The 21,833-nt window shown below is 39.7% G+C and carries 24 protein-coding genes and 1 riboswitch; of the genes, 19 read left to right on the top strand and 5 right to left on the bottom strand.

What is annotated here, in order from left to right; genetic code table 11:
- Positions 1-106 precede the first annotated feature (106 nt).
- Positions 107-775 carry an MOSC domain-containing protein gene (locus tag BCM40_RS05805; RefSeq protein WP_065526766.1) on the top strand — a complete coding sequence of 223 codons (669 nt, stop codon included), beginning with the start codon at positions 107-109 and terminating at the stop codon, positions 773-775.
- Between the two features lie 91 nt (positions 776-866).
- Here the strand turns inward: BCM40_RS05805 and BCM40_RS05810 are convergent, their stop codons facing one another.
- Complete coding sequence (locus BCM40_RS05810; RefSeq protein ID WP_065526765.1) at positions 867-1,856, bottom strand: metal ABC transporter solute-binding protein, Zn/Mn family; 990 nt, start codon at positions 1,854-1,856, stop codon at positions 867-869.
- 145 nt (positions 1,857-2,001) lie between these two features.
- On the opposite strand from BCM40_RS05810, the gene BCM40_RS16260 reads away from it, so the two are divergent.
- A protein-coding gene (locus BCM40_RS16260; protein ID WP_156851264.1) for an IS3 family transposase occupies positions 2,002-3,350 on the top strand; the annotation gives its coding sequence in 2 pieces (ribosomal slippage) (positions 2,002-2,446 and positions 2,446-3,350; 1,350 coding nt in all).
- A 23-nt stretch (positions 3,351-3,373) separates the two neighbouring features.
- Here the strand turns inward: BCM40_RS16260 and yidD are convergent.
- Complete coding sequence (yidD, locus tag BCM40_RS05825) at positions 3,374-3,610, bottom strand: membrane protein insertion efficiency factor YidD (protein WP_065526764.1); 237 nt, start codon at positions 3,608-3,610, stop codon at positions 3,374-3,376.
- 107 nt (positions 3,611-3,717) lie between these two features.
- Between yidD and BCM40_RS05830 the strand changes: the two genes are divergently transcribed.
- From BCM40_RS05830 to BCM40_RS05840, 3 genes are all read left to right on the top strand, one after another.
- Positions 3,718-4,164, top strand: coding sequence for a Dps family protein (locus tag BCM40_RS05830; RefSeq protein ID WP_065526763.1), 447 nt, complete (start codon positions 3,718-3,720; stop codon positions 4,162-4,164).
- 66 nt (positions 4,165-4,230) lie between these two features.
- Positions 4,231-4,689 (top strand): RNA deprotection pyrophosphohydrolase, encoded by a 459-nt coding sequence (gene ytkD, locus BCM40_RS05835; RefSeq protein ID WP_065526762.1) that lies wholly within the window; start codon positions 4,231-4,233, stop codon positions 4,687-4,689.
- Positions 4,670-5,449, top strand: coding sequence for an alpha/beta hydrolase family protein (locus tag BCM40_RS05840; protein WP_065526761.1), 780 nt, complete (start codon positions 4,670-4,672; stop codon positions 5,447-5,449). Before ytkD ends, BCM40_RS05840 begins: the two co-directional genes overlap by 20 nt.
- A gap of 43 nt (positions 5,450-5,492) precedes the next feature.
- Here BCM40_RS05840 and pckA read toward each other — a convergent pair whose 3' ends face one another.
- Positions 5,493-7,082 carry a phosphoenolpyruvate carboxykinase (ATP) gene (pckA, locus tag BCM40_RS05845; RefSeq protein ID WP_065526760.1) on the bottom strand — a complete coding sequence of 530 codons (1,590 nt, stop codon included), beginning with the start codon at positions 7,080-7,082 and terminating at the stop codon, positions 5,493-5,495.
- A 271-nt stretch (positions 7,083-7,353) separates the two neighbouring features.
- Positions 7,354-7,466: riboswitch (SAM riboswitch) on the top strand.
- 202 nt (positions 7,467-7,668) lie between these two features.
- On the opposite strand from pckA, the gene metK reads away from it, so the two are divergent.
- Entirely contained in the window at positions 7,669-8,865 is a 1,197-nt protein-coding gene (gene metK / locus BCM40_RS05850) for a methionine adenosyltransferase (RefSeq protein ID WP_065526759.1), read from the top strand.
- 58 nt (positions 8,866-8,923) lie between these two features.
- Here metK and BCM40_RS05855 read toward each other — a convergent pair whose 3' ends face one another.
- On the bottom strand, positions 8,924-9,439 hold the full coding sequence (locus BCM40_RS05855) for a gamma carbonic anhydrase (RefSeq protein WP_065526758.1): 516 nt from the start codon (positions 9,437-9,439) through the stop codon (positions 8,924-8,926).
- A gap of 113 nt (positions 9,440-9,552) precedes the next feature.
- Here BCM40_RS05855 and BCM40_RS05860 point away from each other — a divergent pair, with 113 nt between their 5' ends.
- The 6 genes from BCM40_RS05860 (at position 9,553) to BCM40_RS05885 (ending at position 15,223) form a co-directional block, all read left to right on the top strand.
- Positions 9,553-10,359, top strand: coding sequence for an alpha/beta hydrolase (locus BCM40_RS05860; RefSeq protein WP_065526757.1), 807 nt, complete (start codon positions 9,553-9,555; stop codon positions 10,357-10,359).
- Between the two features lie 35 nt (positions 10,360-10,394).
- Positions 10,395-11,402: an LLM class flavin-dependent oxidoreductase gene (locus BCM40_RS05865; protein WP_065526756.1), complete on the top strand. Its 1,008-nt coding sequence runs from the start codon at positions 10,395-10,397 to the stop codon at positions 11,400-11,402.
- Positions 11,403-11,476: 74 nt separating this feature from the next.
- Positions 11,477-11,851: a hypothetical protein gene (locus BCM40_RS16475; protein ID WP_065526755.1), complete on the top strand. Its 375-nt coding sequence runs from the start codon at positions 11,477-11,479 to the stop codon at positions 11,849-11,851.
- A gap of 127 nt (positions 11,852-11,978) precedes the next feature.
- A complete protein-coding gene (locus tag BCM40_RS05875) occupies positions 11,979-13,061 on the top strand; it encodes a M14 family zinc carboxypeptidase (RefSeq protein ID WP_238323758.1) in 1,083 nt (360 codons plus the stop codon).
- A 358-nt stretch (positions 13,062-13,419) separates the two neighbouring features.
- Positions 13,420-14,304: a hypothetical protein gene (locus BCM40_RS05880; protein ID WP_065526754.1), complete on the top strand. Its 885-nt coding sequence runs from the start codon at positions 13,420-13,422 to the stop codon at positions 14,302-14,304.
- A 52-nt stretch (positions 14,305-14,356) separates the two neighbouring features.
- The gene (locus tag BCM40_RS05885) at positions 14,357-15,223 is read left to right on the top strand and encodes a DUF2268 domain-containing putative Zn-dependent protease (RefSeq protein ID WP_238323759.1); all 867 of its coding nucleotides are present in this window, start codon (positions 14,357-14,359) and stop codon (positions 15,221-15,223) included.
- A 445-nt stretch (positions 15,224-15,668) separates the two neighbouring features.
- Here BCM40_RS05885 and BCM40_RS05890 read toward each other — a convergent pair whose 3' ends face one another.
- Positions 15,669-16,124 carry a GNAT family N-acetyltransferase gene (locus tag BCM40_RS05890; RefSeq protein WP_065526753.1) on the bottom strand — a complete coding sequence of 152 codons (456 nt, stop codon included), beginning with the start codon at positions 16,122-16,124 and terminating at the stop codon, positions 15,669-15,671.
- A 514-nt stretch (positions 16,125-16,638) separates the two neighbouring features.
- On the opposite strand from BCM40_RS05890, the gene BCM40_RS05895 reads away from it, so the two are divergent.
- The 7 genes from BCM40_RS05895 (at position 16,639) to BCM40_RS05925 (ending at position 21,832) form a co-directional block, all read left to right on the top strand.
- On the top strand, positions 16,639-17,247 hold the full coding sequence (locus tag BCM40_RS05895) for a hypothetical protein (RefSeq protein WP_065526752.1): 609 nt from the start codon (positions 16,639-16,641) through the stop codon (positions 17,245-17,247).
- A 171-nt stretch (positions 17,248-17,418) separates the two neighbouring features.
- The gene (locus BCM40_RS05900) at positions 17,419-17,910 is read left to right on the top strand and encodes a hypothetical protein (RefSeq protein ID WP_065526751.1); all 492 of its coding nucleotides are present in this window, start codon (positions 17,419-17,421) and stop codon (positions 17,908-17,910) included.
- 133 nt (positions 17,911-18,043) lie between these two features.
- Positions 18,044-18,514 (top strand): peptide-methionine (S)-S-oxide reductase, encoded by a 471-nt coding sequence (locus BCM40_RS05905; protein WP_065526750.1) that lies wholly within the window; start codon positions 18,044-18,046, stop codon positions 18,512-18,514.
- A gap of 147 nt (positions 18,515-18,661) precedes the next feature.
- Entirely contained in the window at positions 18,662-18,865 is a 204-nt protein-coding gene (locus BCM40_RS05910) for a helix-turn-helix transcriptional regulator (RefSeq protein ID WP_065526749.1), read from the top strand.
- A gap of 2 nt (positions 18,866-18,867) precedes the next feature.
- A complete protein-coding gene (locus tag BCM40_RS05915) occupies positions 18,868-19,170 on the top strand; it encodes a hypothetical protein (protein WP_065526748.1) in 303 nt (100 codons plus the stop codon).
- Positions 19,171-19,530: 360 nt separating this feature from the next.
- Positions 19,531-20,976 carry a murein hydrolase activator EnvC family protein gene (locus BCM40_RS05920; RefSeq protein WP_065526747.1) on the top strand — a complete coding sequence of 482 codons (1,446 nt, stop codon included), beginning with the start codon at positions 19,531-19,533 and terminating at the stop codon, positions 20,974-20,976.
- Positions 20,977-21,166: 190 nt separating this feature from the next.
- Positions 21,167-21,832: a haloacid dehalogenase type II gene (locus BCM40_RS05925; RefSeq protein ID WP_065526746.1), complete on the top strand. Its 666-nt coding sequence runs from the start codon at positions 21,167-21,169 to the stop codon at positions 21,830-21,832.
- Position 21,833 lies beyond the last annotated feature (1 nt).

Below are 21,833 nucleotides of genomic sequence, written 5' to 3' on the forward strand. Positions count from 1 at the left end.
CGTTAATTTGATGAAAAGTTCTTGAACGACTGCTGTGTTTTTGGGTGTATAATACAGAAAAGTAAATCAGAGTCGATTCGCTGGCGAATCATAAGGTGGGGAACATATGGGGAATTCAGAAGAGGCGGTCATTAAACATTTTGCGATTGGTTTACCTGAAAAAATGACGTATGGAAACGGCGAGAAAATGGAAACGGCCATTCGTAAAAAACCTGTGCAAGAAGCGTTTTTAACAAAAGATGGTTTTAGTGGAGATGGAGTGGCGGATGTAAAATATCACGGGGGGCCGGACCGCGCTGTGTGCTTATATCCTTATGAACATTATACTTTTTGGAACGATCAATTTGATACGAATTTGCCTCCAGCTGCTTTCGGGGAAAACCTAACTGTGACGAACATGCTAGAGCGAGATGTTTGCATCGGTGATATTTTTCAAATAGGCGATGCCATCGTTCAAGTTACCCAAGGACGAGTTCCTTGCAACACAATCGACCGACGTCTTGAGATGAAGCCTTTGTTAAAAGCAATGGTGAAAACAGGCTATACAGGGTATCTTTGTCGTGTGTTAGAAGAAGGAACCGTTCGAGCTGATTCAATCATTCGAAAAGTCTCAAAAAGTCCAACGCAAGTGTCTGTTCTTTATGCCAATGAAATCAATTTTCACAAACCAAAAGATGTTGACGGAATTATGAAAGTGCTTGAAGCGGAAGAATTAGCAGCTGAATGGCGCCAATTTTTGACAAAGCGATTGACGAAATTGACGTCAGGAAAGTAGTATAAACTATAAGGTGATGGAACAGATTATCAAAAAACAAAAAAGCGGTGGAATGAGCGTTTAACACTCATTCCACCGCTTTTTTTGTATTTTATTTCAAAATCGTTTCCAACACTTGTAGGTTTTTCTCCATTAAAGTAAAGTAAGTTTCTTCGTTATCAATGTTTTCTTGTGTTAAAACACCAAGGTTGTGCATTTCGATGGCTTCTGCACCGACTTCTTTTTGGATGACTTGTGTTAAGTTAGAGGAAACGTTTTGTTCGAAAACAATATATTGTAAATCGTATTCTTTTGCTAAATCTACAATTTCCGTCAATTCTTTTTGCGAAGGTTCGTTTTGACTGTTTAAACCAGCAATGGCGATTTGTTTAAAGCCGTATGGTTCTGAAAGGTAACCAAACGCCGCATGAGATACAAAAAATGTGTCTTTGCTGACACGTTCTGCTAAAGAGTCGAATGAACGATCTAGATTTTCTAGTTCAATAATCAGTTCTGTATAATTACTTTCGTACACTTCCGCATTTTCTGGATCTGCTTTAACTAAAGAACCTTTGATCGATTCTACTAGTTTTTGACTCAATACAGGTGACATCCAAACGTGCGGATCTGTTGAACCGTGATCATGACCATCGTGACTTTCAGCTTCCTCCGCATGCTCATCTTCAACTACATCTTCTTCATGAGCATCTTCTTGATGGCCCAGTGCGGCCTCTAAATCTTCATCTGTAATTTGATCCGCAGTCGCTACGAATTCAACATTTTCATTTTCCAATGTCTTTTTCGCATTGTCGATAAACCCTTCTAGACCCAAGCCAATCGAGAACATCAAATCTGCATCTGCCAGTTTGATCATGTCTTGCTGTGTTGGTTCAAACGTGTGTTCATTAGAACCAGCAGGATAAATCGATTGAACTTCGACAAAATCGCCGCCGATGCGTTCAGTAAAATAAGTAAGTGGATAAACCGTTGTATACACTTGCAAATTCGAGTCATCATTGTCGATACTCTGTGCTTCTTCGCTAGTTTTTCCACAAGCAGCTAATAATAAAATTAAAGATAGCAAAAATAGGATTTTCTTCATATTAACCTCCAAAATGTAACAATTACGTTTTATTGACTAGTAGAATATTACCGTAAGCTCTGTAAAAACACAAGAAAAAACCACCCATTATTTTGAACTGCACCGAAATTGTTAGACACAACTAACAATGGAGGTGCAGTTTTTTATGGCGAAATTTAAAGTTGAAGATAAGATACGCGCTGTTCGGGAGTATTTAACTGGGCATGACTCGATGAATGAAGTCGCTAAGCGGTATGGGGTAAACAAAAGAGGATTCCATCAATGGATTGAGCTGTACCAACATCACGGCGTAGAGGGATTGATGAAACGCTATACAAACTATACACCTGAGTTTAAGATGGACGTATTAAACTTTATGAACGATACCGGGGCGTCCCCTATGAAAGCAGCTGCTGTTTTCAATATCCCTTCCAGAACGACCGTGATGAAATGGGAGAAAGCACTTGATCAAAGTGGCATGGACGCCCTTATTTCAAAACAAAGGGGGCATCCATCCATGAAAGAGAAATCCAAAAAACCTGTGTCACCAAAGAAACCAACCGAATCACTTCAAGAAGAAGTCGAACGGCTGCGCATGGAGAATGCGTATTTAAAAAAGTTAAATGCCTTAGTGAAGGAAAAAGAACTGTCACAGCGCAACTCAAAGCGCAAGTAATCTATGAGCTAAGGCATGATTTCAAGGTCGTTGACCTCATCAAGATAGCGTCCATTCCTAGAAGTACCTATTATTATTGGATCAAACATCACACTCGTCCCGACAAATACAAAGAGGCAAAAGAAGCGATTGCCGTTATCTTTCATGCACACAAGGGACGATATGGACATCGGAATATCCAAATCGAATTAGGGAAAATAGGAATCCACCTGGATCCAAAAACGGTATTGAAATTGATGAAAGTAATCGGTCTCGCCTGCCGGGTTCGGATGAAGAAATACCGTTCCTATCGTGGCAATGTGGGAACAGCGGCACCGAATATCCTGAACCGAGATTTCTCAGCTGAGAAACCAAATCAAAAATGGGTAACCGATGTGACGGAGTTCTCTCTTTTCGGGCAGAAGCTCTATCTATCACCTGTACTGGACCTGTACAACAGCGAAATCATCGCTTACACCATCCAGAGCCGGCCGACGTATGACCTGGTTTCCACCATGCTTGAACAAGCCTTGAAACGCCTCGACCCAAAAGATGAGCTTGTGCTCCATTCGGATCAGGGCTGGCATTATCAGATGAAGAAATACCAGATGGCATTGAGCAACCGGAACGTCACCCAAAGCATGTCCCGTAAGGGGAACTGTCTCGACAACGCCGTGATCGAAAATTTCTTTGGCATCCTGAAGACGGAACTCCTCTACTTGCAGGAATTTGAAAGTCTTGAACACTTCCGCCAGGAACTGGATGACTATATGATTTACTACAATCAGAAACGAATGAAGAAGAAATTAAAAAACATGAGTCCGGTTGAATACCGGACTCATGTACAACAAGCTGCTTAATTTTTTTGTCTAACTTTTTTGGGTCAGTTCAATTTCTTTGGTGGCCATTCTTCCGGAACAAAATCGATACCGCCTTTATGAAAAGGATGACAGCTTAAAATACGTTTTGTGGCTAAATATCCACCTTTTAATGCACCGTGTTTTTCGACGGCCTCGATTCCATAATGGGAACATGTTGGATAAAATCGGCAGCTTGGTGGCGATAAAGGTGAGATAAATCGCTGATAAAAGCGGAATGTTTTTAGTAAGGCTGTTTTCAAAATGGTTCAGCTCTTTTCGTCAAATTACTTTATATGTTTATTGTAGGGGCAGGAGAGGTATAAATAAAGTATAAGAACTTATCAAACCGTATGGAGAGTGATTGGAAATGTCAAACGAATTAAACCACGAATTAAACGTGCAAGTGGCTACATGGTCTGTTGCTTACACAAAATTACATAATTTTCATTGGTACGTGAAAGGGCCCTCGTTCTTTACGTTGCATGTGAAATTTGAAGAATTGTATAACGAAGCAACGTTACACATGGATGAAATTGCAGAACGTTTACTTGCGCTAGGTGGAAAACCAGTGGCAACGATGAAAGAGCAGTTAGAGCTTTCTGTAGTAGAAGAAGCTAGCAGCAAAGAGTCGGCAGAAGAGATGGTCGATATTTTAGTAAGCGATTATGACAAAATCATGAAATCCTTGAAAAAAGGCATGCGCTTAGCTGCGGAAGATGGTGATGACATGACAGAAGACATGTTTAATGCTCTTCACCAAAACCTTGAAAAACATTCTTGGATGTTATCAGCATTTTTGGGCGAAAAGAAGTAAAATAAGATTATACAAACGTACACTGATTTTTAGTGTACGTTTTTCTTATGGCAACGGGGTGAAGAAATGCAGTATCAAGATCTGAATGGCTATTCGTGCGAATTAACATTTGAAAAAGACCGATTTTCAATTGAAAGCAAACATGTGTTAGTGATCTGTTGCTATAAGGGAAACTGGGTTTTGACGCGACACAATAAACGCGGTCTAGAGTTTCCGGGCGGTAAAGTAGAGTCAGGCGAAAGTTTACAAGAGGCTGCTAAGAGGGAAGTTTACGAAGAAACGGGAGCCCATGTTGAAGGATTGGAATGGTTTGCAGAATATGTTGTTTATACTGAACAGCCTTTTTGTAAAACGGTTTTTATCGGGAAGGTCGACCAAATAGACACCATTCCGCTTCTTGAGACAACAGGCATCATCATGCTAAAAGACTTAAAACTCACGGATGAATTTAGTTTCTTAATGAAAGATAACGGAATGGCAACCATAATCGAGAAGGTGAAACAACTTGGAAAATGGGACGATTGAAACAAAAAAACGATATCCTTCTCCAAATCCTCATGTTCAATTGACAGAAATCGTGTATTGGTCAGAAGGATTGCGAGTAAAAGGAATGCTAGCTGAACCGAAAAAAAGAGACAGCTATAGTGGCATCTTGTATTTAAGAGGAGGCATTCAATCGATCGGGATGGTACGTCCAGCACGAATTGCTCAATTTGCCGCGCAAGGTTTTGTTGTGTTTGCTCCGTATTATCGAGGCAATCGAGGCGGTGAAGGGCGCGATGAATTTGCAGGGGAGGACCGGTGGGATGCTGTGCATGCGGTGGATGTATTGAAACAATTCAGCAATGGAAATGTTCATTTATTGGCGTTTTCACGTGGCGGCATTATGGCATTATGGACAGCAATTTTACGTCAAGACATTGCATCGGTCGTCACGTGGGCAGGTGTGACAGATACAATATTAACCTATAAAGAACGCCCCGATATGCGCCGTATGATGAAGCGACTATACGGGGGAACCCCAAATACCGCTTTAAGTCATTTTGAAGAGCGCAATCCATTACTCCGTATTGAAGAAAATACGGCGCCCGTTTTAATCATTCATGGCTTACAAGATGACAACGTCTCACCTGGACAAGCGTATTTGTTAGAAGAAGCGTTAAAGTTAAACGATCAACCATATGAGACATGGTACTTTCCAGAGTACACGCATTTCTTTCCACCTGCAGCCAATCGGCAAACTGTAAAAGCAGTGTGTCAGTGGGTGAGAGAAAAAGAAAAGTAAAAAAAGCCCGTTCGGATTTTACTCCGAATGGGCTTTTGTGAAATTATTTTTGAGTTGGTCCGCCGTGCACGCTGATTTCAGGTGCAACCGTGCCGAACTTTTTGAAGTTTTCTTGGAACTCTTGTGCTAATTCATTCGCTTTTTTGTCATATGCTTCTTTATCATCCCATGCATGGCGTGGGTTTAATACTTCTGTTGGAACTCCAGGTATTTCTGTTGGAATTTCAAAACCGAAAATGGCTTCTTTTTCTGTTGGTACATTGTTTAAGTCACCTTTAATCGCAGCTCGAACCATTGTACGCGTGTAAGAAAGTTTCATGCGGCTACCGACTCCGTATACGCCACCAGTCCAACCTGTGTTTACAAGGAAAACTTGAGCGCCATGCTCGTCGATTTTCTTGCCTAGCATTTCAGCATATACTGTTGCGTGTAACGGTAAGAAAGGTGAACCAAAGCAAGTTGAGAACGTTGCTTCAGGAGTTGTGATTCCGCGTTCTGTGCCTGCTAGTTTAGACGTGTATCCACTTAAGAAGTGGTACATAGCTTGTTCTTTTGTTAATTTACTGATTGGAGGCAATACGCCAAATGCGTCAGCCGTCAAGAAGACAATCGTTTTAGGATGTCCTGCAACTGAAGGGTCTACAATATTGTCGATAGCTTGCATTGGGTATGCAGCACGCGTGTTTTCAGTTAATGAACCATCGTCATAGTTTGGAATGCGTGTTTCAGGATCGACTACAACGTTTTCAAGAACTGAACCAAAACGAATTGCATCGTAAATTTGTGGTTCGTTTTCACGAGACAAATTGATTGTTTTAGCGTAGCAGCCGCCTTCAATGTTAAATACACCGTTATCTGACCAACCGTGCTCATCGTCACCGATTAGCTTACGATTGCCATCAGCTGATAAAGTCGTTTTACCCGTACCAGATAAACCGAAGAACAATGTGACATCGCCTTCTGGCCCAACATTTGCTGAACAGTGCATAGGTAAAATGCCTTTTTCAGGAAGTAAGTAGTTCATAATAGAGAAAATCGATTTTTTCATTTCGCCAGCGTATTCAGTTCCGCCGATCAAAATGATCTTTTGCTCCATTGATACGATGATGAAAGTTTCAGAAGCTGTACCGTCAACTTCAGGGTCTGCCTGGAAAGTTGGAGCATACACAACAGTGAATTCAGCTTCATGTGTTTGTAATTCTTCAGCCGATGGACGGATGAACAATTGGTGAGCAAATAGATTGTGCCATGCGTATTCATTGATTGTTTGGATAGGTACACGTGATTCGTGGTCAGCACCAGCAAATCCTTTGAAAACGTAAAGCGCATCTTTGTCTTTTAAGTGCTTAATCACTTTAGCGTAGAGCTTTTCAAACACTTCGCTTGAGATTGGACGGTTCACATTGCCCCAGTCGACTTTGTTTTTAGAGCTTTCTTCTTCCACCATGTATTTGTCTTTCGGTGAGCGGCCAGTATATTTTCCTGTTTCCGCTTTTACAGCGCCTTCCCGAGTTAATACCGCTTCCTTGCGGGATGTTGCTGCTTCCACTAGTTGTGGCACTGATAATTGAACATGCACATTTTGGCCAGTTAAAAGTTCCTTCAAGTCGTTTGCAAAGTTCACTGAAGTCATATATATGTACCTTCCTTTTCTGTTATTCCCATAGCAATGGGGAGGATGTATATTCGTTCATTAGTATAACACATTAGGTTTATTAGTCTACACTAATCCGCTGCAGAAATTAAAAAAATTGGATGACATTAACACTATATATAGAAAGAATAGTAAATCATTTCGAATTTATGGTGGTTTTTAAACGTTAAATGCAAAGTCTGTCAATTTAATTTGCATAAAATGTTGACATCGCAGTGCTACTTCCGTATGATGAAAAATTGAACGGATACTCTTATTCCGAGCTGGTGGAGGGGGCAGGCCCTATGAAACCCGGCAACCTGCTACATATGTAGTGATGGTGCCCAACCTGACACAAGGCGAACAGGCCTTGGATGATAAGAGTGAAAGGTGCTTATGATGATTTTTCCTTTCCTCATGCAGAATGAGTGAAGGGATTTTTTTATGAAATGCCCTTAATCCTCGTGTGCAAAGGCCACAAACGGCTTGAAGTTCAATCCAGAGTTTCTGGAACGGACTTGACATGGGAAACGAGTACCGTATCAATTTCGAGAGCAATCTCGCAGGATATAAGGAGGAACATTTTTTGAAAAACCGTAGATTATTTACATCAGAATCAGTAACAGAAGGACATCCGGATAAGATCTGTGACCAAATCTCAGATGCTATTTTAGATGCAATTTTAACCGAGGATCCAAATGCACGCGTTGCGTGTGAAACAACTGTCACAACAGGACTTGTACTAGTTGCAGGAGAAATCACGACATCTACTTATGTGGATATTCCGAAAGTTGTTAGACAAACAGTAAAAGAAATTGGATACACACGCGCTAAATATGGTTTTGACTCAGAAACAAGTGCTGTTCTTACAGCAATTGATGAGCAATCAGCAGACATCGCTGCAGGAGTTAACGTAGCGCTAGAATCACGTGATGGCCAAATGACAGATAAAGAATTAGATGATATCGGAGCAGGTGACCAAGGGTTGATGTTCGGATATGCAAACAACGAAACAGAAGAATTAATGCCATTGCCGATTTCATTGGCACATAAATTGGCACGTCGTTTAGCTGAAGTTCGCAAAGAAGAAATTCTTCCATACTTGCGTCCAGATGGCAAAACACAAGTAACAGTTGAATACGATGAAAACAACAAACCGCTTCGTGTGGATACAATTGTTATCTCAACTCAACATCACCCAGAAGTAACATTAGAGCAAATTCAACGCAACATTAAAGAATATGTAATTAATGAAGTTGTACCAGCTAAATGGATTGACGAAGAAACAAAATACTTTATCAACCCAACTGGTCGTTTTGTTATTGGCGGACCTCAAGGAGATGCAGGTTTAACAGGACGTAAAATCATCGTTGATACTTATGGTGGTTATGCTCGTCATGGTGGCGGCGCATTCTCAGGAAAAGACGCAACAAAAGTTGACCGTTCAGCGGCTTATGCGGCACGTTATGTAGCGAAAAACATCGTAGCAGCTGGTCTTGCAGATAAATGTGAAGTTCAATTAGCTTATGCAATTGGTGTAGCACATCCTGTATCTATTGCATTTGATACGTTTGGAACTGGCATTGTTGATGAAGACAAATTAGATGATTTGGTACGCGCAAACTTTGACTTGCGTCCTGCTGGCATCATTAAAATGTTGGATCTACGTCGCCCAATCTACAAGCAAACTGCAGCTTACGGACATTTTGGCCGTACGGATGTTGATTTGCCGTGGGAACGTACAGACAAAGCAGCAATCTTAAAAGAACAAGCTGGCGTTTAAGTTAACTACACAAAAAGGACGACTAGGCAGTGATGCCCGGTCGTCCTTTTTCTGTTTGTTATGCTTTTTGAAGTGATTTATAATAAGCAGCTTTTTCTGCATACTCACGGACAATGCGTTTCATGTCTTCTTTATCATCTTCGTGAAGTTCACGGACAACTGTTGCAGGACGGCCAAACGCTAGCATGCCAGGAGGAATGACTTTTCCTGGCGGCACGAGACTACCCGCACCAACAAATGCGCCTTCTCCAATTTCAGCTCCGTCAAGAATAAGAGAACCCATGCCAACTAACGCACCTTTACGAACCGTGCAGCTATGAAGCGTTACTTGATGCCCTATTGTTACTTCATCTTCAAGAAGCAAAGTTTTGCCTGGGCTTTGATGAAGCATGCACAAGTCTTGGATGTTAACTTTATTGCCGATGATGGTAGGAGAAACGTCACCGCGAATGACCGTATTAAACCAAACGGATGAGTCAGCACCAATCGTCACATCGCCAGTGATTGTCGTATAGTCTGCAATAAAAGCGGATGTGTCGATTTGTGGAAATTTGTCTTTAAATGGATAAATCATGGCAAAGCTCCTTTAAACAAGATAAGATATTCTATAATCGTATCAAAACAAAACGAAACGTCAAATGACAATATAGCGTTAAGAGCTGATCGGCAAGGAAAGGAAGTTTGATTATGTGGAAATGGCAAGCTGAAGGCACAGCTAAAGCAGTAGTGGTGTTAATCCATAGTGCATATGAACAGCATATGCGGTATGCGTGGCAAATTGAAAAATGGCGATCGGTAGGCTTTCATGTGTACACAGGAGATTTACCGGGTCACGGCAAAAATGCCGGAGCTGACAACGTTCACCGCGAATCGTTTGATGAATATGAACAAGCGGTGATTGAAATGTTGAAACTGGCTTCAGATAATGATTTACCGGTATTTGTGATTGCCCATGGACTAGGTGCTACGGTAGCGATGAATGTGTTGGGGCATCGTAAATATAATGTAGCGGGAGCCATTTTCACGTCTCCTTGGCTACAGTTAAAAAAACTGCCACCAAAAGCACTAAACACTTTCCCAGGTGTTGCTCAATTAACGGGTCGCCGAAAAATGGACCACGGCATCGAATTGCGTCATTTAACGCGAGATCAGTTTTCTTTTAGTCAAGAAACAGAAAGCAAGCTGTATCATACGGTTATTACGGCGGGCTGGTATAAAGAATTACAAAGTTATATGAAAGAAACCGCTGCGGCTATTGAAGTATATCCACAAATTCCGACATGTTTGTATACGGCGGAGCGGGATGTAATCACGGAAAAAGAAGCGGCTCGTCAATGGTTACTAAAACAACAATTAACTGAGTTTACTTATAAAGAATGGAAATATTGCTATCATGATATTTTTCAAGAACCTGAAAAAGAAGAAGTTTTTCTAGCCGCACAAGGCTTTATCCATACCGTATTGCGTTCGGTTGGTTACTTGATCGAAGAATAAAAATGCCTTGTTTAGAAAGGAAAGGAGTGAGTCTTATGGCGTTAACGTATAGCGTATTAGACCAATCGCCAATTTCAGCAGGCAGTTCGCCGCAGGAAGCATTAAAACATACGGCCATACTTGCAAAGTACGCCGAGAAATGGGGCTATACGCGCTTTTGGGTATCAGAACATCACGATGCACCTACTTTAGCTGGCTCTTCTCCGGAACTGTTACTTGCGCATTTAGGAGCCGTCACATCTACCATTCGGCTCGGTTCAGGTGGTGTGATGTTGCCTCATTACGCGGCATTTAAAGTAGCCGAAAACTTCAAATTACTTGAAGCCTTGTATCCTGGAAGAATTGATGCAGGAATGGGGCGCGCTCCTGGCGGCATGCCGCGTGCTTCTTTCGCATTAAATGAAGGAAAAAAACGCGACACCAGCTTATTTCCTAAACAACTAGATGAGCTCCGGATGTATTTAACCGATTCTATTCCTGAAGATCACCCTTATTACGGCATGAAGGCGACACCAGTGTCACCCAGTAGTCCACCTATTTGGCTATTAGGATCGAGCAGAAGTTCAGCACTGCTCGCCGCAGAAAAAGGACTTCCTTATTTATTTGCCCATTTTATCAATGGAGAAGGCGGTCAATCTTTTACAAAAGAATACCGTAAGCAATTTAAATCGTATGATGGCAGTAAACCTTATGTCGGATTTGCGATTTTTGCTGTTTGCCAAGAAACGCAAGAAAAAGCAGAATGGGTAGCGTCTTCTTTGGATTTATCCCTGTCAATGGGCGCACAGGGCATGCCTTCACAAGGCACCCCACCACCCGAAAAAGCAGTTGCTTATCCATACTCTAAATTCGAAAAATTACTTGTCGCTGAGAATCGTCGCCGCATGATAGTGGGCACACCACAGCACGTTGCAAACCAACTAGAAAAATTAGCTTCTGAATACGGAGCAGATGAAGTTATGTTAGTTTCTGCAGCTTATGATTTTAAAGACAAACTCAAAACCTATGAATTGATTGCGGAAGAAATGAAGAAACGTTCATAAACTGAAACTGCTTTGTTTCTAGATAGATAATAAGTACAGTTAAAAGGCAACCCACTTCCTATATAGGAAGTGGGTTGAGACTGAAAGTACACTTGTATCGTTTTCAAATGCTTACAAACCGCGCTGGTCGCTTTGGGGATGACTCCCGCAAGAAGCCAGGAAAACCACCTGTCTTCTTGCTTCGTCTACCCCGTAGACGCGCCACCGCTAAAGTCTGCCCTAATAAGAAAAAAGCGAAAACGATTGAAATTTTCTTACAAAGAACGTTATTAATAAAAGGTGTTGGAACAAAGTCTTTATACTATTTCTTTTCTCCACATCAAAAAATCCACTTCCTATATAGGGAGTGGTTTTTTGATGTGAAGATAAAAGATGTAAGATTTAACACGACTAAAAGACTGCTGATGTTAAATAGGCTAATTCTTTTAGATCATTTTACAATTATTTAAAGGATTTCAAATAAAAGAGAAGAAAAGAACTTAGAGTAACGAAATACTTTTGAATGGAGGCTGTAGAAGGAGCTGAAGTATTTTTCTCAAGACCGTTTCTAAAAAAAATCATAGGGGTGGATAATGAATGAAGAAAATGAATGTGACGAAAACAGCTAACAAGACGATGATTCGCAAAAAAATGATGACATTAACAATTGCTGGAGCGATGGTGTTGAGCGCTTCACCATTTATGTCTCCCGCAGTCGGCGCTGTAGGAAATGGACCAGCTTATGGTGGCAACGAAACCATCAATACATCGATACTGACCACGTATGATGAAATGGCAGATTTTTTACAAACACAAGAAGCCAAACAAAAAAACATGGAACTTGAAGTAATTGGACAAAGCATTAAAGGGCGTGATTTGTACTTAGTTAAGTATGTAATAAATCCTGAAAATCCGACAATTCTTTTTCTGACTCAACAACATGGCAACGAACAACTGACAACAGAAGGCGCACTTGAATTTATCAAACACCTTGGAACAGGCAAGATGAAAGGGGTAACAGATGGAGTCAATATTTTAATCGTGCCGATGCTCAATCCAGATGGAGCAATGGGAGATGTGAATTTTTCATTAGATGATTACATAGCGAAAGGAGATCGGAATCTCACACGCTATAACGCGGACGGCATCGATTTGAACCGTGATCACATTACCAAAATTCAACCTGAAACCAAAGCCTTCCACGAAAATGTGATGAGAAAATATGATATTGATTACATGATTGATTTGCATCATCAAGGTACTCAAAGTGAGCGAGATGGAGAGCTGGTATCCGGTTCTATTTTGTATCCGACTACACCGAACGTTGACCCAGATGTACTACTTAAATCCAAGCAGCTAGGAGCTGTAGTTTTCGATGCTATCGATTCAAAAGGATGGGGCCATTTAGGAAAGTACAGAGGTGGAAATGCCGAAACCATTAGTCGAAATGGGATTGCAGTAGAATATGGAATTTCTACCCTGTTATTCGAGATGCGCGGCATGTCGGATCATTCTTACGAGTCGTATGTTTTGGGACAAAAGAGCAATGGCTATCTAATCCAACAAACCATCACGACACTCGATGCCACAGTTCGCGCAATTGCGGATGATTCTATTGAGGATGCGGACATCTCGTTCTGGGATACACTTTCTTACCAAGAAAATCGTACATCTGAGTGAGAAATGAATATGTAAAGAAAGAGTTACACTATCAATCTTAATGTTAAAGGTATTTAAATGTTAATAAGGATGTAAAAAAAGCGTTCGTAAATGTATATGAAAAATGTGGACGTTCGTAAACGTGTCTATACGTTTACGAACGTCCTTTTTCGTAGTTCTGGCCAAATTTTAGAGCGTTCGTAAAAGTGTACTTTTACGAACGGTTTGAAAGTTTAATTAAAAGTGTTTTGAATCTCTTTTGGGACTAGAAGCAACCTCTTTCTACTGGATATATATGTTAAAGTTAAATAAGGGAAGTATGGTTGTTTAGTAACGAGCTACTTCTATAAAACTTTACTGGATAAAAGGAGAAGTCATATTGAAAACCACTATTCAGCCGTCAAATGATCAGATGAAAAAATGGATTGAACAATATGTGCCTGCAAAAGACCTGTTCTTTGTTAAAGAAGAGCACGTCTCTTTATTTGAAGAAGAGATTTTGCAGGCATTGTTTATTCCGGAAGAAGAGTTTTTCAATCATGCATCTTACAAACAAATTCAGCTGGCAAACAGCTACGAGTACTGTAATTTGTCGAAAGAAGTTGAATTTGTGATTCTAGCTCATGCAAATTGGATTACAAAAATAGCTCCTGCTAAAAAAGAAATACTTTTGCAGATTCAGGTGCAGATGAATAGAGGTTTGATTTTCCCACGATCCTATTTTCCGATAGGATCGCTCCCTCTGAATGAAAAGGGTGTAATAAATTCAGAGGGTGAATCGGTTGTTTTGTACGCTGATCTGTGGGAAAAAACATCGTTTTCTGCGAAGGCACAATTGCTAAAGAAGTATGCACAGCAATGGGATGATTGGGGAAGCGAAGAAGTGCCAGTTTATCTCCCAAGAATAATTAAGAAATACGCAAACACTTTTCCAATCGAAGCAGGTAGCAATTGCTTGTCTGCAACCCTCTTTGCCATTTCACAGCAAGAATGGATGATTCATGAGTGGATACACCCTCAAACGTTTATAAAAAAATTGCGGATGACACATCACCTTATTAAATCAGAAGAGCTGATTGAAGGGGATGTGGCTGTATGGGAAACCGACGAAGGTCAAATTCAGCATGCTTCTTTTCATGTAGGGAACAAGCTTTTCTTTAACAAGAACGGACAAACCTTTTTCAACCCTTGGAAAATCATTGGTTTTGATAAACTTCAAGCTGAGTGGAGTCAATATTCTCTGAAGCTCTATCGCCAGAAATAAATAAAAATAACTTTACTAAAGCTTTTATTTTGCTAAGTTGAATGTAACTTAAGTGCAGTTAAGTTATATTCAACTTTTAAGACAGGAGTGGTTAGAGATTAGCGAAAAAAATAGATTGGTTAAAATAGTCCCTCGGCTTACCCATATGGAAATTTTTCTTGAAGCAATAGTCTCACATCCAGAGAACAGCAGGAAAGAGCTATTCCTAGAAATATTTAATCTTTCAGAAGAAGAATTAGAAACGATAGCGTTCTTTGGAATATTTAATTTAGAAAGTGAGATAGGAATACTTGAAACCCAATTAAATAAGCTGCGCAGCCTTGCTTATGAAGACTTTATAAAGGATGAATTAACGCTTCTCCAAAAAGAATTCCCTGTTTCGAAAGCAGTCGAATTTGAGTTGTTCATTCTTGATGAACAGGATCGATTTGTCAGAGAAAAGCTTGGAGGTGTTTCAGCATTCACTGACTGGAGTGGCAAAATGTTTTTCGCAGTTCTTCCTGACGCTCAAGTTCGTTCAACCCTAAAGTCAGTCATTAACCACGAATATCATCATCATTGGCGAACACATGCCTTAACTATTACTGAACAGAATCAGACACTAATGGACCGATTGATATTAGAAGGTTTAGCGGAACATTTTGTGAAAATCAGATTAGGTGACGCCTATCTTGGTCCTTATAAAGATGCACTAACCGAAAAACAAGCCAAAAATTTATGGGAAAGTACATACAAATTATGTCGCAACGAACTAGGTGAAAGAACTGACATCTACATGTTCGGAAGCAAAGAAGGAAACTTGCCTTTTTGGGGCGGTTATTCGCTGGGATACTACCTTGTAAAATGGTATCTAGAGAGAAACGAAGGCAGCTCAATTGAATATATGACGGCTTTGTCTAGTGAAAAATTTTCATTTTAAGCTTTACCTTCTGCAAATCGATATTTTCTTTGGAGGAAGATCATAGCACTATTGTTTAAACTGAATGTAACTTAATGTGAATTAAGTTACATTCACATTAGGAGTTCAAGCAAAGTTATTAGAAATGAGGATATCGATTATGAAGTTGGCATGGGCAATATATTTAGTCGGATTAGTGCTCGTAATAATATATTTCAATACGGGCTCCACGGTAGCTTTTGTAATAGGATTAGGACTGCAGCTTATAGGGTTTGTTATTCAAACGATTAATAAAAAGAAAGCTAATGAAAAAATCAATATGAGTTGATAAATGATTGGCGAGTAGATGTTCTGAATGTAACTTAATAGCAATTAAGTTACATTTAGAACAAAGGAAATACTGATTTTTTATAAAAGAAAAAGGACCTTTAAAATGGCCCTTTCACTAAAATGTGGTTTTAATTTATCAATCGATTAGCTGTTTTACAACGGCCATTTCTTTGCCAAACCGATCTCCATGGTTCTCAAATCCCAAACTCGCATATAAATTATGGGCATTCAAGTTGGCTGGGTGATAGCCGACCACAATTTTTGTGGCATTCAGTGATTTGGCCATCTCAGTAATCATCAATTTAGTTGCAGCTTTCCCGATTCCTTGGCCTTGGAAGGCTTTGTCTACCATTATTCGGTATACCCAATAGCCGTCAAGTTCCTCCGGTACAGAGTTATACATCAAAAAGCCAACCGTTTTATCGCCTGTGTAGATGGCATAAGGTTTTAAGCTAGTTTCAAACTTTGACTGAGCGATCGATACGGCATTTGGTTCCATGTATTGCGTTTGTTCTTCAGATACCTCTAGTTCACAGCAGTCATACCAGTTTTCTTTGTTTAATTCGACGATTTTCACATTTTCTGTATTCATAATTTTCCCCTTTCGATTTTCGGGGAACGCGAAATAGAAAAGTTAATTAGGCGTTATCCCCTTGTACTCATTGATGGTAACGGTGATTGTGTTTGTCATAATGAACGCCTCCTCAAATAGCTATGGCCCGTTTAATGAAATTTCCGAGCCTTTTGATTATAGCAGTTAACATTGCCCTTTTCTAGGCATTTCAAGAATAATATACCAATAACGAATCAGGGATTTGAATGTAACATAAGTCTAATTAAGTTACATTCAGTTCCCCGATTTTACTGACTTCACCAGAAAATCATTTCAAACTATTTTCATTAGAAAAAATGATACATTCAGAATGCTATTCTGTAAGCTTTTAAAGCATAAATCTCAAAAGGAATGGGATTAGATATACGAACGCATCTAGTGCCTTTTGATATAGATGGCATAAAATTAAATGGTAACTTACCGGAACTGTTGAAAAATAGAACAGAGCTTTGTATGGTTTAACGGCCTTAAAAATCTAAAGGGGTGATAGACTTTGGCCAAGATTTACATAAGTCAGGAAGATTGGGGATCGGAAGAAGAGTTTATTATATTTAATGATTCTCAGAAGGTTTCGAAATGGTATATCGGACCTTCAGATTATGAAGACTATGCTGATAGAACCCGTGAATTCTTGTCTGAATTTATCTGCATGCAGGATTCGTTCCCCGTTTTTCTCACCTTTGAACCTTACATTGATCAAGCAGTAAAGCTTGAAAAGTTGCTTAACGACAATGCGATTTCTTATACTTCTCGTGTAGAAGGTATTGGAAGCAGAATGTTTCCCGTTTTCACGATCACGCTGAAGGATGTACAAGATTTGCAGCTTGTCTTAGAAGAGACGTTTTGGATGGCAGCTGCCAATCAATTTTTCGCCTTTTCCTTTACCGATAACTGCACGTACAAATTGGCTATGAAAAAAACAGTAATGAGAAAAGAGAAGCCTTATATGTTGCCTTCCTTTCAAATGGAGGAAAATTCTACAGTTATAACAACTTGGCATGATGGGCAAGGGTTTAATCTTTATACGAGTAATGAACGATACAAAACATTAGAAAGACTCATTAGCCATTTGCCTACAAGTACAATAGTAGAAAATGAATAGTCGGAGGGAAGGGGTTATCCTCGCATAGGATAAGTTTAAGAAGATATTTTGGACTGAGCTATTAGTTTACATATCATGAGTTATCAGAAGTTAAATCAACTCTCATGACGAGCTCAAAAGAAAAAATGTTAAGAGGTTCTGAAATTTGTATTCAGAGAGGATGAGGGAGGTATGGAACGTTCTCATGCGAAGAAGCGAAAGTTCATCTCGATAGATTTAACAAAAGGCAGAAGTAAATTTGATACCAGCAAAATGAATGAATGGTCACCAGAGGAATGGGCAGCTTTCGTCGGAACTGAAGAAGATCATCATCTAGAAATACCCTTGTTGAATACAGAAAAATATCGTTTTCTTATAGTCTCTATTTCTATAAATGAAGTCACCAAAGCATTCACGCTTGAAATTCAAATGGAAAACAAGACAGAAAAGGATATTCGTATTGAGGTTGCAACGTTGAAAATTGATGAGGCCCTTTTTGATGTATCAAAAACCGAGCCTTTTTTCATCAAAGCGCATGCACAGAAAGAAGGTCAAATTACTGTCATCATCTCCGGAGATTATCTGGAGTTCTTCAAAAATTCGATTTCCTTGAGCTTCGATATTAAAGAGGTAGAGACAGACAATTGGCTCGAGGGATATGAAGTGGTTGTGCAAGTGTATTGATGTTCCGGATTAATTATGAAGTTAACATATGACGAATTATCAGAAGTAAGTACCAACTAGTGAGCAGACTATATGACAATGTTATACTGTTCCTAGTTCGTTAAAATGTGCTTTACAAAGTGGGAGGTTCCATATGGAAGTCATATATATTGCGGGTGGATGTTTATGGGGAGTACAAGCGTTTATCAAAACCTTGCCTGGAGTAAAGGCGACAGAAGCAGGACGAGCAAATGGGACGAGTCCTACACTTGATGGGAACTATGATGGCTACGCGGAATGTGTGAAAACAGAGTTTGACCCAGAAATGTTGACGATTCGAGACTTGATGGCGTATGTATTTGAAATCATTGATCCTTATAGTTTAAATCGGCAAGGGCAAGATGTTGGGGAAAAATACAGAACAGGCATGTATAGTGAAAATCCAAAGCATTTAGAAGAGGTAAAAGCATTTATTCGTGAGAGAAGCGATAGTGAACGCATCGTTGTTGAAGTGCTACCGCTTTTGAATTATGTGAAAAGTGCGGAAGAACATCAAGACCGACTAACGAGATGTCCCGATGATTATTGTCATATCCCAGAAGCGTTGTTAAGTAAATATAAATAGGGTAATGTACGTTCTTACCAAAAAAGAAGCTCCAGTGAGAGCTTCTTTTTTATTTCATAAATAGTATTCGAAGTAAAGCAGGCTTTATATTCTGGAAGAAGTAAAGTATGCTTCACGTAAAGTGAGCTTTGTATAAAGGGATAAAATATGGAGCATCGGATGAAAGAGCTAAGAACATCTTTTTGGTATACACAAGAGCAGCTATCTGAGAAATTAGGTGTTTCGAGACAAACAATCATTTCAATTGAGAATGGACGCTACAAACCGTCATTGGAATTAGCGTATAAAATCGCTACTTTATTTCAACTTTGTATTGAAGATGTGTTCATATTTGAGAAAGGGAGTGAATAAGCATGGAAACAAACCAACTGTTAGGTTTATTGGGATTATTGCTCGGAGCCACGGGAGGACTGTTTGGACTGTGGTGGGGACGGAAGAAAGCTGCCGAAAACAGAGGACTCGATGAGCGGTACACAAGTATCACTACGAAAGCTTTAGCAAATGCCTGGAAGATCACATTAGTAGCCTTATATATTCACTTCATCTTTGTGATTTTCGGAATGGAGTTAGCAGCAATTGAGGTAGTAGGTACGTTGCTAATGATTCATTTAACTGGTTGGGCAATTTCTACGGTGTATTATAATTTTAAACTTTAAATAGACTGAAATGCATTTCAATAATCTATCCAAAGAAGAGCTACACCTTAATAGCTCTTTTTTGGATTTAGTTGTTTCTAAAGGTGAAAAATGAATATACAGCAACAAATTAAGCTATTATAATTAAATTTCAGGCATTGCCAGTTTAAAATCTCAACATTCCAAAGATTATAACTTCTAATATATTACATAAATATTTCACAATTAGAATAAATTGAAATACTGCTGTAACAGAATAAAGATTCCGAACTGTTATACTGAGCATGTTGCATTAAAATAGATGCTTTTGTGTTATGTCAATTGAACATTTAACTTACACATAGATGAAACAATCGTAATTATTGAAAGGGGATAAAACACGTGATATCGAAATGGCTAGCAACTAGTTTATCCTCTGTATTAGCTTTATCAATCTTGATACCGACAGCTAACGCAGATACATTAAATGAATTAGAACAGAAACAGCAAGAAACAGAGCAACAAAAAAGTGAATTAACTTCTGATATTAGTGAAAAAGAGGGACAAATCAATCAAAACGTATCAAAGTTAGACCAATTAACAGCGAAAATCGAAGAATTGAACAAACAAATTACGGGTACAGAAACAAAAATCAGTGATGTTCAAGCGAAAATCGATAAAACTAAAATAGAAATTGACGAGCTGAAAAAGTCAATTGAAGAACTTGAACAAAAAATAGCAGAACGTGAAGAGTTGTTGAGAGAACGAGCGCGTGCTATCCAGTTAAGTGGCGGTTCTGTAGATTACATAGATGTCTTACTTGGCGCAAATAGTTTTATTGATTTTATTGATCGTTTTTCTGCAGTGAATACGTTAATAGAAGCAGATAGAGAGATCATGCGAGAACAAGCGGCAGATAAAAAGCTGCTAGCTGAACAAAAAGAACAAGTAGAGTCTAAGTTAGCTGAACAAGAATCTCGGCGTTTAGAATTGGTTGGATTAAAAGCTTCACTCAGCAGTAAAAAAGCAGAACAAGCACAAGCTGTTCAAAACTTAGAAAAAGAACAAAAACGACTGGCAGCTGAAAAAAATGAGTTAGAATTTGAGCATGCCGAAGTTCTTGAAGTTAGCGCAGATTTGGAAAAACAAATCATGAACGAACAAGCTCGTTTAGCTGAAATTGCTAGAAAAGAAGAAGAGGAACGTCAACGAAAAATTGCTGCTGAAAAAGCTGCAGCAGAGGCTCGTGCAAAAGCAGAAGCAGAAGCGGCTGCTAAAGCCGCAGCAGAAGAAAAAGCTCGTGCACAAGCTGCAGCAGAGGCAGAAGCACAGGCTCAAGCTAAAAGTAGTGCCAAAGCGGAATCAGTAAGCAAGCCGAAAGCACCAGCACCTGCTGTGACTCCACCTGTAAAAGTAGAAGTTGCGCCACCAGCACCAGCACCTAGTGCGATGTTTATTTGGCCAGCTTCTGGACGACATTCTTCAGGTTTTGGTGGACGTGATATTGGTGACGGTGCCGAATCACATCTGGGACAAGACATTGCCAATGTAACGGGTACACCAATCTCTGCGGCGGCAACTGGTTATGTTTCCTATGCCGGTAACATGGGTGGTTATGGTAACGTAGTAATTTTAACGCACTCCATTAATGGCCAAACGTATGCGACTGTTTATGCGCATATGAGTGCTATCAATGTTTCATCTGGACAGGCCGTTTCACAAGGTCAAAACGTTGGACTCGTTGGCAGTACAGGACGATCTACCGGGCCGCATCTTCATTTTGAAATCCATGTTGGTCCGTGGAATGGTGCTCGCTCAAATGCAGTGAATCCAATGAATTTCTTCTAAAATAGTTACAAAAGGAAAGATTTAACCCGACCCGAAGCACTTTAAAAGTGCGCCGGTTCGGGTTTTTTTATATTTCTGTTCGATGAATTTGTTTATTTCCGATTAATCCGACTGGCTTTGGGTATAGAAGTAAAAGGCTGTAAAGCAAATTAGTAAATTGTTTGCAGAGTCAACAAAAGGAGGATGTGGCGTGGAGAATTCAATCAAAGCTTTTGTGTTCGATGTTTACGGAACCTTGTTCGATGTTACGGCGATAAAAAAAGAATGTGAGGAATTATATCCTGGATACGGTGAGAAGATCAGTCAGACTTGGAGATCTAAGCAAGTTGAATACTTTATGTTGCGCCAGTTGATGGGCAATTATGCCACGCTTTATGCCATTACACATGATGCATTAAAATATGCACTAAATGAAAATGACTTGCAGGCAAGTAAAGAAAACGAGCAAAAGTTATTGGATGCCTATCTGCATTTACCGCTTTACTCAGAATCGAAAGAAGTTCTTACGCAGTTAAAGGATAAAAACTTAGTGGTTTTTTCAAATGGCTCTCACGATATGCTGGATCCATTAGTTAAAAATGCTGGTTTAGAAGAGTTGTTTGATCAAGTGCTGAGTATTGACGACGTGAAGCAATTTAAACCAACACCGGCATCTTATCAATATGCATTAGAACAACTTGGAATCGAAAGCCATGAAGTTCTTTTCATGTCGTCTAACGGCTGGGATGTATCGGGGGCGAAAAGTTTCGGATTCCAAACAGCTTGGATCAACCGAAAAGGAATGCCAGTTGAAGAGCTCGACCTAGAGCCGGATTATATATTTGATGATTTAACTGGATTGTTAAAGTGGAAGTAAC

The organism is Planococcus donghaensis (assembly GCF_001687665.2).
In the GTDB taxonomy this organism is placed as follows: domain Bacteria; phylum Bacillota; class Bacilli; order Bacillales_A; family Planococcaceae; genus Planococcus; species Planococcus donghaensis.